General features: G+C 54.9%; 14 protein-coding genes and 1 tRNA gene. 7 read left to right on the top strand and 8 right to left on the bottom strand.

Annotation, left to right across the window (positions count from 1 at the left end; translation table 11 throughout):
• Positions 1-3: 3 nt before the first annotated feature.
• From VNX88_12265 to VNX88_12240, 6 genes are all read left to right on the top strand, one after another.
• Positions 4-1,230, top strand: coding sequence for a TrbI/VirB10 family protein (locus VNX88_12265; protein HWY69435.1), 1,227 nt, complete (start codon positions 4-6; stop codon positions 1,228-1,230).
• 16 nt (positions 1,231-1,246) lie between these two features.
• A complete protein-coding gene (locus VNX88_12260) occupies positions 1,247-2,041 on the top strand; it encodes a hypothetical protein (GenBank protein ID HWY69434.1) in 795 nt (264 codons plus the stop codon).
• Between the two features lie 16 nt (positions 2,042-2,057).
• Positions 2,058-2,912 carry a type IV secretion system protein gene (locus VNX88_12255; GenBank protein HWY69433.1) on the top strand — a complete coding sequence of 285 codons (855 nt, stop codon included), beginning with the start codon at positions 2,058-2,060 and terminating at the stop codon, positions 2,910-2,912.
• A 4-nt stretch (positions 2,913-2,916) separates the two neighbouring features.
• Positions 2,917-3,603, top strand: coding sequence for a VirB8/TrbF family protein (locus tag VNX88_12250; protein HWY69432.1), 687 nt, complete (start codon positions 2,917-2,919; stop codon positions 3,601-3,603).
• Positions 3,600-3,854: a helix-turn-helix domain-containing protein gene (locus VNX88_12245; GenBank protein HWY69431.1), complete on the top strand. Its 255-nt coding sequence runs from the start codon at positions 3,600-3,602 to the stop codon at positions 3,852-3,854. Before VNX88_12250 ends, VNX88_12245 begins: the two co-directional genes overlap by 4 nt.
• 99 nt (positions 3,855-3,953) lie before the next feature.
• Positions 3,954-5,180 (top strand): site-specific integrase, encoded by a 1,227-nt coding sequence (locus VNX88_12240; GenBank protein HWY69430.1) that lies wholly within the window; start codon positions 3,954-3,956, stop codon positions 5,178-5,180.
• Between the two features lie 37 nt (positions 5,181-5,217).
• Here VNX88_12240 and VNX88_12235 read toward each other — a convergent pair.
• A tRNA-Asp gene (locus tag VNX88_12235) sits at positions 5,218-5,294 on the bottom strand.
• A 234-nt stretch (positions 5,295-5,528) separates the two neighbouring features.
• Between VNX88_12235 and VNX88_12230 the strand changes: the two genes are divergently transcribed.
• On the top strand, positions 5,529-6,065 hold the full coding sequence (locus VNX88_12230; GenBank protein HWY69429.1) for a DUF2127 domain-containing protein: 537 nt from the start codon (positions 5,529-5,531) through the stop codon (positions 6,063-6,065).
• 662 nt (positions 6,066-6,727) lie between these two features.
• Here VNX88_12230 and VNX88_12225 read toward each other — a convergent pair.
• The 7 genes from VNX88_12225 to nuoH all read right to left on the bottom strand — a co-directional run bounded on the left by VNX88_12225 (position 6,728) and on the right by nuoH (position 14,596).
• Positions 6,728-7,486: a hypothetical protein gene (locus VNX88_12225; protein HWY69428.1), complete on the bottom strand. Its 759-nt coding sequence runs from the start codon at positions 7,484-7,486 to the stop codon at positions 6,728-6,730.
• Positions 7,487-7,615: 129 nt separating this feature from the next.
• Positions 7,616-9,136 (bottom strand): NADH-quinone oxidoreductase subunit N, encoded by a 1,521-nt coding sequence (locus VNX88_12220; GenBank protein ID HWY69427.1) that lies wholly within the window; start codon positions 9,134-9,136, stop codon positions 7,616-7,618.
• Entirely contained in the window at positions 9,133-10,680 is a 1,548-nt protein-coding gene (locus VNX88_12215; GenBank protein ID HWY69426.1) for an NADH-quinone oxidoreductase subunit M, read from the bottom strand. Before VNX88_12215 ends, VNX88_12220 begins: the two co-directional genes overlap by 4 nt.
• Positions 10,677-12,716, bottom strand: coding sequence for an NADH-quinone oxidoreductase subunit L (nuoL, locus tag VNX88_12210; protein ID HWY69425.1), 2,040 nt, complete (start codon positions 12,714-12,716; stop codon positions 10,677-10,679). Before nuoL ends, VNX88_12215 begins: the two co-directional genes overlap by 4 nt.
• Complete coding sequence (gene nuoK / locus VNX88_12205) at positions 12,713-13,015, bottom strand: NADH-quinone oxidoreductase subunit NuoK (GenBank protein ID HWY69424.1); 303 nt, start codon at positions 13,013-13,015, stop codon at positions 12,713-12,715. Before nuoK ends, nuoL begins: the two co-directional genes overlap by 4 nt.
• Positions 13,012-13,512 (bottom strand): NADH-quinone oxidoreductase subunit J, encoded by a 501-nt coding sequence (locus tag VNX88_12200; GenBank protein ID HWY69423.1) that lies wholly within the window; start codon positions 13,510-13,512, stop codon positions 13,012-13,014. The genes nuoK and VNX88_12200 overlap by 4 nt, the downstream gene beginning before the upstream one ends.
• Before the next feature lie 13 nt (positions 13,513-13,525).
• Positions 13,526-14,596, bottom strand: a complete 1,071-nt coding sequence (gene nuoH, locus VNX88_12195; protein ID HWY69422.1) for an NADH-quinone oxidoreductase subunit NuoH — start codon at positions 14,594-14,596, stop codon at positions 13,526-13,528.
• Positions 14,597-14,697 lie beyond the last annotated feature (101 nt).

Here is a 14,697-nt window from a genome sequence, read left to right as displayed (position 1 = left end):
GTCGTGCCACAAACCAATGAAGTAGAAAACACGGCGCCCAATGTGCAGGACAAGCGGAAGCCTGCGCCCGGCGTGCTGCCCAAGAATGCTCAGTCATGGGTGGTGATCGGACTTACCGCGGTGATCATGCTCCTGCTCTGGGTCTCCGGCCCAGCTCATGGTGCCAAGGCAACGAAGAACTCCGACGCAGGGAAGGCTGAGACGGTGAGCGGCCTTAGCTCTGGCGATATTGCTGCCCGTCTCGATCAGGAGAGGCGAGAACAGCAAACCGCTTCGATGCTTCAGTCTCGTTCTCCGGGCCAACAAGCGGGCCGCGTCGAAGCTGGGTCTCCGGCTGGCGACCAACAAAGCGCTGTGCCTGCCGAGCAGGACCCAATAAAACAAGACATACGGCGGCGACTGTACACCTCGCTATTTTCGTCCAGCGTTTCGCTGAGCTACCGTCCAAAACAAACGAGCGAAACGGAAACGTCTTTAGCAGATGCTTCGTCACGATTGCCGCTGGACCTGTCTGGGCTGCAAATACCGAACTTCGCGGCTGTGGGCACCGCAGGAGCGCCTTCGACGCAATCCACACCTGCACAGGCAGAAATGCCGCATAAAAGAACGAATCCAAATTTTAATCAGACGATCGGGAAGGACTACGTCGTCTTCGAAGGAACTGTTCTTGAGACCGCACTTGTCACTCGCCTGAACGGAGAGTTCTCCGGGCCGATTATTTGCATGCTGACCAACAATATTTACTCACATGACGGTCAGCACCTGCTTATCCCTGCCGGCGCAAAAGTGCTGGGTGAAACCAAACGGGTGGAGGGCTTCGGCCAGACTCGCCTGGCGGTCGCTTTCCATCGACTCATCATGCCGGATGGCTATTCGGTCGATCTCGATCAGTTTCAGGGCTTGAACCAGATTGGAGAGACTGGACTGAAAGATCAGGTCAATCATCACTACTTCCAAATCTTCGGCGCATCCATTGCGGTCGGTGCAATTGCGGGATTGGCAGAAGCAGGTACAAGTACGAGCAGCGTCGGCTTGCCTCAAACCACAACTGACGCGTACCGGCAAGGCGTGGCCGCTAGCCTTGCGCAGTCTTCAACGCACATTCTGGACAGGTTCTTGAACCTGCTCCCAACCATAACCATTCGAGAAGGCCATCGGGTGAAGGTGTATCTGATGCAGGATTTGCTCGTGCCCGACTACAACCAGCACACGATGCCTTCTGATTTGTGATTAAAGGAGTCTAGGTATGAAGTTCAAATTCGCTCTTGCATTTTTCCTCGTGCTTTCTGCTGCCCAATCAAGCTTCGCGCAGTTTGGAGGGGTCGTTTATGACCCGACCAACTACAAGAATGCCGTGCTGCGCTACCTGCAATTGCAAAAGCAATTGCAGCAGCTACAGCAGTCGTACAACGTCCACATGCAGCAGTTCATGTTCATTCAGTCTCAGGCTCGCCAGATGCAGAACATGGTGGCCCGCTATCGCGCCATTCCCTCCCTCTGGACGAATTTGAGCGCGGCTAACACGCTTGGAAACACTTCTCGTTGGGTGAACGGCATCAATACGGGAAGCTACAGCACCGCTCAGCAAGGCTACGGTCAAGTCAATCTGTCGCTGAGTGACCCTACAGGCGTGAATACTTACGACGGACTGAAGCGGGCTTATGGTCTCGAAGAGCTGTCAGACGGTTCCACCATCAACAACATGGCCACGATTGGGCAGTTGAGAAACAACGCCCAACAGCTTGAGAGTCGGATCAAGCAACTCGAAGACGATTCGCTCTCTTCTGATCCTGATCTCAACACCCAGACTGCCGTTTTGAACAAAATCAATGCGGCAAATGTCCTGCTGGTGCGCAGCCTGCAGGACACGAACAAACTGTTGGTTGCGATGCTCGAACAGCAACTCCTGACTAGCGAGCGCAACCGTACGTCGAATGTAGGCAGTATCAACACGGAACTCTATCGCCAGCAGCACTTCTCGGATCTGATGAGTTTCACCAGTTCGATGCCGAACCGGCTGCAAACGCCGAGCTCGAAATGAGGAAATGGGGCATTTCATGTTGGTTCCAGTCACAGATCCGTTCACCTCTCTCGAAGACGGCATTCGCGGTCTGCTGACCTCGCAACTCGACTTGTTCGTCCAGATGGGCCACAACCTGTTTCGTGGGTTTGCCACGATTCTGATTGTCTGGTTCGGCGTACAGGCTGCCCTCTCCAGCGCTGAAGGGGGCGAAGGCTTCAGCTTCGCCCGCTTCAGCCGCCTGCTCCTGGTCGTCGCCTTCGGTTTTGCAATGGTGACCTACTACAGCACCCCAATTCCGGGAATGGGCTACAGCTTCTCGGACCTGGTGATTCAAGAAGCCTCTTCACTTTCAAACAGCATCGGGATCGAGCAAGGCCGCTTGGTCGAGACGAAGGTCACTGAAGTTGAACAGGGCCTCGAACAACCGAGTTCTGTGAATCTGCACGAGATTCTGACGTTCGTCGTGCTCTATGTCATTCTTGCGGCTGTTCAGGCCGTAATCTTCATGGTGATTGGTTTCGGGCTGATTGCCCAAGCAGTTCTCCTGTTGGTCGGGCCAATCTTTATTCCATTCTTTGTTGTTCCCAAAATGGACTGGCTCTTCTGGGGCTGGTTCAAAGCCTTCCTGCAATATTCGTTCTATCAAGTCGTCGCTAATGCGTTTGTGTTCATCTTCGCGAAGCTGCTGCTGGCGTTCTTTGCGATTGACACGGGCGGAATGACCGTCGATCAGTGGATGACGGCGTTTCCGGCAATGTTCATTTTCCTCCTGATTGCTATTTATGGATTGCTGAAGATTCCGGCCTTAACCAATCACCTCTTCAGTGGTGCGGCGGGAGCTGACTCCGGTTTGGCGGCGGCAATGGTCGCCTACGTCAGTCGAGGTTGATTTTATGGTTGCCGAAGCGAAGCCGGATGCCACATTCAGCGCCGCGAAACAGCTCTATGCCGAGCAGTTCGGCGACGCCATTGTTACCAACACGTACTTGAAAATTGCTTTGCTGGCGATGGCCCTCGTCGTTGCCGGTCTGATCTACACCAACGTCAAGACCGTTCGCATGGTCCAGAACTTCAAGCCGCTGGTGATCCGCATTAGCGACATTGGTCGCGCTGAAGCGGTGTCGTACGACACGCTTGGATATAAGCCTCAAGACGGGGAGATCAAATACTTTCTCAGCGAGTTTTGCCGTCTGTACTACAGCCGAAATCGATACACGATTCGAGACAATTTCAAGAAATCGTTGCTCTTCATGGAAGCTCAACTCGGGAACAGCGTTGCCGAGGCATACCGGAAGAATCACACGATAGACGATTACCTGCAGAACTCGACGAGCCGGCCAGACATCGACATCGAGGTTGAGAAGGTCTCAATCGAAGACTTGCGAGCGGCTCCCTACAAGGCGACGGTCGATTTCTACGAGATCGCCTATTCGCCAGTCGATCATGCCGAGAGCAAGCGCACGCTCTACACGGCGCACTTCGTCTTCCTCTTCCGCGATTCAGTTCCGAACGAACTGATTCAGGTGAATCCGCTCGGCCTGGCAATCACTTATTTCCGTGAAGATGAGGCGTTCAAATGAAGAAACCTAATGTGAACCACAATGGAAATCATGGCCAAGTGGAGGCTCGACAAACGCTCTCCTCCGCCGTCCAAGATGATGCATTCGAGCCTCTCTTGGACAGTGAGGAAGCCGCTGCACTTTTGAAAATCCATCCGAAGACTCTGCAGAAACTCGCGCGCAGCGGCGAAGTGGCGGCGATCCAAATCGGGAAGTTGTGGCGGTTTCGCGCTTCCGCATTGGATGACTGGATCAGGAAAATCGTGAGCTAATGTTCTGTGTATCTCAAGCGAAAAAATAGCGAAAACTGGCGCAAATCGCGTTATGATGAATCTCGCCAGTCTGTGCCGTTCAAACATGGAGGATTTTGAATGTTTGGACGGACACGATTTCAGCAAGGCTCTCTTCAACGCGAGTCGCGTATGAAGGGACCTGAGGTTTGGATTTTCCGTTGGTATGAACCGACGCCCGATGGAAAACGCAAACGTCAGTATCGCGCAATCGGAACTGTTGACGAATATCCAACAGAATCGGCAGCACAGGCGGCTGCCGCTGCATTGCGGTTAGAGATTAACGTCGAGGCCCCTAGAACCGTATGGAAGCCTGTATCGGTAAGGGACCTCATAACCCACTACGAAGAGAAAGAACTCAATCTTGACTTGGTTGATCCAGAAGAGCACGAGAAAGCCCATTCAACAAAGCAGGGCTACAGGATTTATCTCGAAAGCTGGATACGACCTCGCTGGGGCATCCTGGGGATTAAGGATGTCCGTACGGTGGCCGTTGAGGGTTGGCTGAAAACGCTGACGCTTAAGGACGGCAGCAAGATGGCAAGAGGGACCAAGGCGAAGATCAGGAACATCATGCACGCTTTGTTCAATCACGCGATCCGGTATGAATGGCTTCCGCAGAATGCGAATCCAATCAGCAAGGTCCGGCAGAGCGCGAAACGGGAACGTATCCCCGATGTGCTTGAGGTTACTGAATTCCAAGCCTTGCTCCAGGAGCTTTCTTTTCGCGAGAGGACGCTGGTGGCGCTGGATGGGATTACAGGTTTGCGGCGCGGCGAGTTGATTGGTCTCAAGTGGAGTGACATTGATTTTGAGAAGCTGCAAATCAATGTGACCCGGTCGGTGGTGCATCAGGTAGTTGGGAACTGCAAGACTGAGGCATCACAGAAGCCGGTTCCGCTGGAGGCTTCGGTCGCCGAAGACCTTTGGCTGTGGAAGCAAAGCTCACTCTACAATCGGCCCGAGGACTGGGTGTTCGCTAGTCCCTGGACCAAGGGCAAACAGCCGCTGTGGCCTGACAGTCTCCTCAAGCGCTGGATTAAGCCAGCGGCGAAGCGGGTTGGAATTACGAAGAAGGTGGGATGGCACACATTCCGCCACACATATTCCACGCTGCTTCGCGCCAACGGTGAAGATGTCAAAGTCGTGCAGGAGCTGTTGCGGCACGCAAACAGCAAGATCACGATGGATGTCTACACTCAAGCTCTCTCACCGGCCAAGCGCGAAGCGCAGGGCCGGGTGGCCAGCAGTATCCTTCCTAAGAAGGTTGTGAGTGCTGTCGGCTTATCGGACAGTTTTGGACAGTAGCGCCCAAAACGGAATTCCGATAAGTGACTGAAAAGAATGGCGGGGACGACGGGACTCGAACCCGCGGCCTCTGCCGTGACAGGGCAGCGTTCTAACCAACTGAACTACGTCCCCGCTGCTTGACCGCCCGCCTTGGCGGGAACTCTTGGAAGGTGAGCGGAACCTTGCGCCGAAACCTGGCGGCTCCGACTGCTCTGATTGTAACAGAAAAGAATCAGTGCGCAGTTCGCTCACAGCACGTCACCGCCTGCCTAATACGGTCTGGAGCAACGACCGATACTCATGATTCGAGCATCTTAATTTGGGTCCAACCAAATCGCTGTTGTAATCTCAAGTCGAATGAGTGTCGTGCAATCATCTCCGCCCCGAGTAGCCGAAGACAGAGCTCCTGGCGAGCATCTTGCGGGCCTTCGCGCGGTCGCAGCGCTGGAAAGTTTCAAGGGCGTGCTGGCCTTGCTCGCAAGCTTTGCGCTGTTCACGCTGCTGCACAAGGACATCGGGGATATTGCGGAAAAGGTGATCGAGTCCCTGCACCTGAACCCCGCACACCGTTTCGTTCAGGCCTTCTTGAATGCTGCTGACCGGGTGAGTGACAGGAAGATTGTGGCGGTCGCGTGCGTTGGATTCGCCTATGCGGCGATCCGATTCATCGAGGCTTACGGGCTGTGGAACGCCCGAGCATGGGCAGAGTGGTTCGCCATTATTTCAGGATCGGCTTATTTACCGCTGGAGGTCGTCGGACTGATCCGGCATCCGAATGCGATGCACTGGACGGTGCTGATCGTGAACATTCTTGTCGTGCTGTACATGATCTACGTGCGCTGGGACGTCTTACGACACACACACGGCACTGGAGATCAGCAAGCCCAACCCGATGCCTCGTAAAATACGCTGCAAGAAAAATGTACAAGATCTGCCCTGGAGGGCACTCTTTAAAGACTGTCATCCCTCAAAGCCGCAACGGAAAATCGTGATGAATCCCAGAACCTAAGAGCGGCTTTGGTCCGCCGCGGCGGATGCTGTTTGCGCCGAATAGAAAAACAGCAGATCCCCCGCGCCGTACCAACTAGGGCTTGGAGGCACAACCCACATCGCAGCGGCGGGATGACAGGTCTTAAAGGATTCGGTCTCTTAGCTGACTCGGAGCGCGGGCGGTTATCTTTACGTCCCTTTGGCATCTCCACCAGCGAACTATGTTCGCTGATACCATGAATCGCTATTCGAATGCAAGGAAAATCTCAATTTGGGAAATCGCATTCTGCCCGACGTACCTCGGGCAAAGAAAGAATCCAACTGCGAGCAACGGATTGTGATTGGCCAAATTCACTGCTAATTCACTGTTATTCACTGTTCCGGAGCGAACGACGGAATTTCATGAAGCTTGTAACCGATTGGTAGTGGAGAGATTCGACGAAACTATCCGTTGTTCACGGATGGGAATTCCAAAACATTCACTGATAAATTCACTGTTCTCGTACAAGCAAGACACATCGGCTGAATACCGTCGGTCGTCGGCAGGAATGTCTGGAAAAAAATCGGCGCCCAGTCTAGGGCACAGACGTATCGCGATCGACGCGTAGACGCAGACCGCAATCCGCGGGAAGCTCCACCTGCTTGCCGCTCGTCGACAGCACGTAGCCTCCTCCAGAAAGGTTGCCGACGGCAACTCCTTTGATTGGCGGACCGAACGCACGTGAGAGAACCGTATTAGCTCCAATGGCGCTGCTTGCGGGTTGCGAGGCGGTATCGCCTGAGGGTCGCACGGGTTGAGGCTTGTGAACCGACAGCAACGTAGCGTTTATCGGAATATCGGTTCCGTTCGCAAGCTGCACGTTGGTGAACCGCAGGTTGAGGTGTCCGATGTCCTTTATCGCGTTTGCCACCCTCTGGTCATTGGACTCACTGATCTGTCCGTTCACCTTCGAACCCATAGGAACGATGAGATTGCCGCTGGCATCAACCACGGGAGCTGTTACGGTCGCGGTAAAGCGATCACCAACTCGCGAAGTCTTGGTGGAAAGCGGTGTATCGAGACTTGCACGGATCGTCGTTCCTGAGGAGATGCGACCTTGCATAACATTCGGAGCGGGACTGACCTGGTCCAACCTGGGCTGTGTCCCTTGCACTCCAATGGGAGCCGGAGCGTGTGTGTCGGGCGGCATCTGTTTCTGTGGCTGCGCTGGATCATGCGCTGCCGGCGTTGCGCCTGGTGCGGCAACGGTTCCTTGCTGGCCCGAATTAGCTTGGGAGAAAACGAATGAAACGCTGATGAGTAATAGAGCAGGTAAAAGCAGTGCCTTCCGCATCGACAGCCTCTTCTTCAGGAACTTAGAACCGGAACGACGCTATGTAGGTTGGCTGTTTGGTGCGGAACAGCTCGAATGAGCTTAACAGGTGAGCACCCGCGTTGTGTTGAAGCGAACGCGCAAACAAACCTAACGCGACAAGCTGGAGCTCTGCTGCACGCTCGGAAGCAATCTCAATGCGCCACGCGTTGCGTAATCAAGCACACCGGCGGGCCTCACGCCAAGCCAGATCGTGATGATCGCCGTAATCACCAGCGCAGCCGTGAGTCCGGGAGCAGCTCTCAACTGCAGCTTCTCCTCGCCCGGGTGCGGTTCGTGCATATACATCACGACGATGAGGCGCAGGTAGTAATACGAAGCGACTGCGCTGTTCACGAGGCCAATCACCGTTAACCAGACCAGGTTGCTCTTGATCGCGGCATTGAACACGTAGAACTTGGCGAAGAAACCGCCGGTTGCAGGAAGTCCAAGAAGCGAAAGAAGGAAGATGGTCAGCGTTATAGCCAGGACAGGAGACCGTTTTCCCAATCCGGCATAGTCTTCGATGTTCACGTAACGCTCACCGCTACGCGCGAAGTGGGAAACCACCGCAAAAGCGCCCACGTTCATTGCGGCGTAGGAGGCAACGTAATAAATGGCTGCGGCGATTCCAATGTCTCCACGAGCGGCGAAAGCTACGAGAATGTATCCGGCATGGGCGATCGATGAATATGCGAGCATGCGCTTCACATTGTTCTGCAAAAGCGCTCCTATGTTGCCCAGCGTCATCGAGAGGGCCGCGCAGATCCATACTAGCCAGAACCAGGCTTTGCCCACCTCAATCGTTGCTGCGCCGAAGAGAATCCGGAGCAGTACGGCGAACGCGGCCGCCTTTGGTCCCGTAGACATTAGCGCGACCACAGGAGCAGGAGCGCCTTCATAAACGTCGGGAGCCCAGATATGGAAGGGCGCGGAAGAAACTTTGAACCCGATGCCGACAAACATCAGCGCCACCGCAACGTACGCGAGACCATAGCTCACGGGAGTAACAGACGCTCCGACTGTCACCTGCCCAGACTGGAGCGCGCTTGAAATGCTGTAAATGCTCGTCGACCCCGTGGCGCCAAACATCAGCGCAACTCCGTAGAGAAAGAAGGCGGTGGCAAATGAGCCGAGAAGGAAATACTTGATCGACGACTCAACGCTCGTCGCTGCCCTGCGGCGGTAGCCCGCCAGAACGTAAGTAGCGATCGACGAAATCTCCAGGGCGATGAAGGTCAGCACAAGCTCGACCGCCGACGACATCAGCACCATTCCCACGGTGCCGAAAAGAATCAATGCGTAATACTCGCCTCCCTGAATTTGCTGAATCTCGAGATACTCGAACGAAGCGAGGATTACAACCGCAGAGATCGCGCAGATGAGGACGTGAAAGAAGACGCTGAATTCATCCACGCGAATCATGTTGAACCATCCCCATCCGGGATAGTTCGTCTGATACAGAGAGGCGACCATCGCCGCCAGCGTGCCAACAAAGGAAAATATTCCCAGGGATTTGTGACTGCCGCGCGCGGGCATCAGGGGCTCGATGATCATCACGACGAGACCGCAGATGCTCAAGATGATCTCCGGCAGAATGCGGATGTAGCTCAGATCGGGATTCGGAGTCATTTACCTGTTTTGCCCATCGCAAGAATATGTGCAGCTTTCGCGTCTGACTTTGGTGCAGAAGCCGCGCTCACGGAGCTCGGCCGCAGTGATTGTTGAACCGAGGGATCGATCATGCGTATCCACAGCGGCGAAGCTACGCCCATGACCAATGCCATCGCGACCATCGGAATCAAGCTCAGGCGCTCGCGTCCATCGGCATCTGGGAGTTGAGCGTTCACCGGGTGAGTGATTTCGCCATAAAAAGTTCGCTGATAGAGCCAAAACAGATAACCGGCGCTCCAGATGACTCCCGTGGTGGCAATGATTCCATACCATGACCACGCACTGAAGGCTCCGCTCAACACGAGAAATTCTCCAACGAATCCGTTGAACAGCGGTAAGCCGACTGACGACAGCATGATCATCAGGAAAATGGTGGAATACACAGGCATGGGCGTTGCCAGGCCGCCGTATTCCTTGATCTCGTAGGTATGTCGCCGTTCATACAACATGCCCAATAGCATGAAGAGCGCGCCCGTGGAGATGCCGTGATTCAGCATCTGGTACACCGCACCGTCAACTCCAGCCTGGGTGAAAGTAAAGATCCCGAGAACGCAAAAGCCAAGGTGGCTGACTGACGAGTACGCCACGAGCTTCTTCATGTTCGGCTGCACCAGAGCTACTAGTGCGCCATAAACAATTCCAATTAGCGCCAGAGTGTTGATCCAGGGAGCGTGCTCATGTGCTTGAACAGGGAAGAGCGTGGCGTTGAAGCGCAACAATCCGTATGTACCCATCTTCAGGAGAACGCTGGCCAGCAGCACTGAGCCGGCCGTCGGAGCCTCTACGTGCGCATCCGGCAACCACGTGTGGAATGGGAACAACGGAACCTTAACGGCGAAAGCAATAAAGAAGCCTAGGAACAGGAATTCCGCCGCCCGATCGAAGCCCGCGATCGACCCGCTCTGGATCGCGTTCTGAATGGTCACGTAATCGAAGCTGCCGGTCTTGACGTAGAGCCAAATGATTGCAACCAGCATGAACGCCGACGCAATCATGGTGTAGAGGAAGAACTTTATCGCGGCATACACGCGGCGTTCGTGACCGTACATACCGATCATCAACGCCATCGGAATCAGCGTCGCTTCCCAAAAAACGTAGAAGAGAAACAGATCGAGCGAGACGAAGACGCCGATCATCGCCGTCTCGAGGATCAGCATCAGCACGAAGAACTCTTTGATTGGTCCGTGAACGGACTTCCACGAAATCAGCACGCAGAACGGCGTGAGGAACGTGGTGAGCAGCACCAGCCAGACAGAGATGCCATCGACGGCGAGGTGATAGTGAATGTTTGGCGTCGCGATCCACTGTGTATCAACGCCGAACTGGAACCCAGGAGCGCCGTGGGTCCAATGCGTTGCCAGGTGCAGCGAAAGGACGAATGCCAAAATGGAAATGACCAGCGCCGTCCACTTGATGGCCCGGTCGTTGCGCGGCATGAACATTAAGAGAACTGCCCCGGCTAGCGGAACAAACGTAACGAGCGTAAGGATGAGACTGTTCATGCGTGCAACCCCATCCAGATCATGAAGCCGACCACGCAGGCCGCTCCCAGCGCCACCCATCCTGCATAGGAGCGGATACTGCCCGACTGCATGCGTCGCGTTACCGAAGAGGCTCCTTTGGAACTCGTACCCGCGCCGTTCACTAAAGCGTCGATAACTCCAACGTCTACGCCACGCCATAGGACAGTTCGCGAACCATCCACGATCGGATTCACCAATGTCGCGTAGTAGGCCTCATCAACCCAGTACTTGTTGAGAAGGGTGCGGTAAGCGCCCTTCATACTGGCGGCGAGTCGATCGGGGAGCTCCGGTCGGCGAACATACAACAGATAAGCGAGTCCAAACCCAAGAAAGGCAGTGGCGACCGATGCTCCAGCAAGCTCAATTTCGAGAGATTTGTTCTCTTCAGGACTCTCGGATTTCTGTGGTTCGCTTGGGAAGTTTTCGACAGAGCGCACGGGCTCAGAGCTGGTGTGGAAGACAGGCGTCAGGAACTGATCGAATTTGTTGTGACCGCCAAGAGCTTCAGGAATTCCAAGCCAACCCACCACGACAGCTCCGATAGCCAGAACCACCAGCGGTCCAAGCATGATCCAAGGACTCTCGTGAACATGGCCGCCGTGGCCGTGGTTCGCATGTCCAGCGGGCTGATGCCCTTTGTCCTCGTTGTGGACCGGCTCACGACGCTCGCCGAAGAAGGTCAAGAACCAGAGGCGGAACATATAGAAGGAAGTCATTCCAGCAGTGATCAATCCGATCAGCCAGAAGACCCAACTTCCGTACGTCTTATCGGAGAATGCCTTCCAGAGAATCTCATCTTTAGAGAAGAATCCGCTTAGCGGTGGAAAGCCGGTGATGGCGAACGTCGCAATTGTCATCGTCCAGAACGTCCACGGGATTAGCTTCCGCAAGCCCCCCATGTGGCGCATGTCCTGTTCTCCGCCGAGCGAGTGAATCACCGCTCCGGCGGCAAGAAAGAGCAAGGCCTTGAAGAACGCATGCGTCACGAGATGAAAGATTCCGGCAGAGAATGCGGCCACTCCGCAGGCCATGAACATGTATCCAAGCTGCGAGACCGTCGAGTAGGCGAGGACCCGCTTGATGTCGTTCTGTACCAGTCCAATGCTGGCAGCGAAGATCGCCGTTAATGCGCCGATGATCGCAACTACGCGTAGCGCGACGGGAGCATGCAGAAAGAGCACATTCGAGCGCGCGATCATATAGATACCAGCCGTCACCATGGTCGCGGCGTGAATCAGTGCCGAAACGGGAGTCGGGCCTTCCATTGCGTCCGGCAACCAGACGTACAGTGGAATCTGTGCCGACTTGCCAGTCGCCCCAACCATTACGAGCAGAGCAGTCGCCGTAAGCACTCCAACGCCGGCTTCAACCGGAAGTGAGGAAACTGCTTTGAAGACCCTGTCGTAATCCAAGGTTCCAAATTGCTTGATCAGCAGGAACATTCCCAGAAGGAAACCGTAGTCGCCAACCCGGTTTGCGATAAAAGCCTTTTTACCGGCTTGCGCTGCCGATGGCCGGAGAAAGAAGAATCCGATCAGCAAATACGAAGCTAAGCCGACGCCTTCCCACCCAACAAACATCAGCAGATAGCTGTGCGCTAGCACCAGCGTCAGCATGAAGAACATGAACAGATTGAGATAGGAGAAGAAGCGGTAGTAGCCCCCTTCTTCGGCCATGTACCCAACCGAATAGATGTGGATAAGAAAGCCGACGCCGGTCACGACCAGCAGCATCGTGACTGAAAGTTGATCGAGATAGAAGCCGTAGTCTACGCGGAAGGCGCCAGCTTCAATCCAGGGGAAGAGCCGCTCAATGTGGGGGATTTGTGCTTGCGATAGAGAAGCAAACTGGGTCACCACCCAAACCGCGTAAGCGAACGCCGCGCCCGGGAAAAACAACGCCACCGTGGACACCAGGTTGCGGGGGAAGCGCTTGCCGAAGAGGCCATTGATGGCCGAGCCAATGAGCGGCAGGATCGGGATCAACCACAGGTTAAGATTGGGACTCGAATTCATAGTTTGAGCAGGTTCACCTGATCAACATTCAAAGTTTCGCGCGTCCGGAAAACCGACAGAACAATCGCTAATCCAACGGCAGCTTCCGCCGCGGCTACCACCATCACAAAGAAAACGAGCACCTGTCCGCTCACTTGATGCCAGTGGCTGGCAAAGGCCACAAAGGTCAAGTTCACGGCGTTGAGCATCAGCTCAATCGACATAAAAATGGTGATGATGTTGCGCTTGATCAGAAACGAGGCCACACCGATGGCGAACAGAATCGCGCCCAGAATCAGATACCAGGAGAGTGGAATCATTGGCGCTCCTTCCGGGCCAAGACCACGGCTCCCATGATGGCGATGAGCACCAGAACAGACGTGATCTCGAACGGCAACAGAAATTCGCGGAACAGAGCGATGCCAAGCTCCTGCGTGGGCACGTAGTATCCGCCGATCTGTACTTGTCCAAGCTGGGAGCGGGAGCCGGAGAGAGTCCAGCACATCAGTCCAAAAAAGACGACCAGGCCGGGTACGCCCAGGAACAGAGCAACGCGATTGCCGCGCGTGCGCTCTTCTTCGCCGGCATTGAGCAACATGATCACAAAGACGAACAGGACCATCACCGCACCGGCATACACAATGATCTGCACCGCGGCAACAAATTCCGCACCGAGTAGCAGAAACAGAAGCGCCAGCGATCCCATCACCACGATCAGTGACAAAGCGCTGTTCACAGGATGGTGCTGCAGCAGGAAGTTGAGCGCTCCCGCCACACAAATTGCGCCGAAGATGAGAAACAAAATCGTGTGAAGCATTTCCGTTCAGAACCTAGGACCGCAAGGCCAGCACCAGGCTGGTGACCACAACGTTCGCAATCGCAAGGGGCAGGAGAAATTTCCAGCCGAAGGACATCAATTGATCATAGCGGAAACGCGGCAGCGTTCCGCGAACCCAGATGTATACAAAGATGAAGAAGAACACTTTGGCAAAAAACCAGAACAACGGTGAAATCATCAGCCAGATTCCCGGCGCAGGAAGGTGCAGCCCCTCGAACGGGCTATGCCATCCACCGAAGAAAAGCAGCGTCGCCAGGCAGGCGACGGTAATCATGTTGCAGTACTCGGCCATGAAGAACATGGCAAATTTCATGGAGCTGTACTCGGTGTGATAACCAGCAACCAGTTCCGTTTCGGCTTCCGGCAGATCGAACGGAATACGGTTCGTCTCGGCATAGGCCGCCATGATGTAAATAAAGAAGGCGATGAACTGAAATCCGCCAAGGAAATACCAGTGCAGGAGCGATCCTGCCTGCGAATCGACGATCTGCCGCAGGCTCAAGGTTCCGGCAAGAAGCAGCACGCCCACAAGGGAGAGGCTAAGCGCCACTTCATAGCTGATGAGCTGCGCGCCCGCTCTCAGCGATCCGAGCAGGGAATACTTTGAATTGGACGCCCATCCCGAAAGCGCGACACCGTAAACGCCGAGGGAAGTGATGCCCAGGATAATCAGCAAGCCGATATTAATGTCCTGAATTCCAGTACCGTTCCAGAACGCCGTCGTCTGCAACGGAATGTGATATTTGCCAATGTCCCACGCCCCGCCGAACGGAATGATAGAAATCGAGAGGAGCGAGAGAACCAACGCGATGATCGGCGCCCCCAGGTACAAGGGCTTGTAGACGTTGTCGGGAATCACGTCCTCTTTCAGGATGAACTTCAGACCGTCGGCAAGCGGCTGAAGCAGACCGAAAGGTCCAACGCGGGTGGGACCCCATCGGTTCTGCATATGAGCAATAACTTTGCGTTCCAGCAGCGTGGTATAGGCCACCGCTGTCAGCAGAATGAAGAGCAGGAGAGCGATCTTGATGATCGCAAAGATAATGTATGGAAGCAGTTCCAATTTCGTATCCGCTCTGAGTCGTCATGCGGACCGGGTGAAACTCGGCCGATCCGGTAAGCGAGCCGTCACGCTCGCGATTACTGAGACTTCAAAACCCAAGG

Source organism: Terriglobales bacterium (assembly GCA_035567895.1).
GTDB lineage: Bacteria > Acidobacteriota > Terriglobia > Terriglobales > Acidobacteriaceae > Gp1-AA112.
This window is presented reverse-complemented; position numbering and strand designations above follow the sequence as displayed.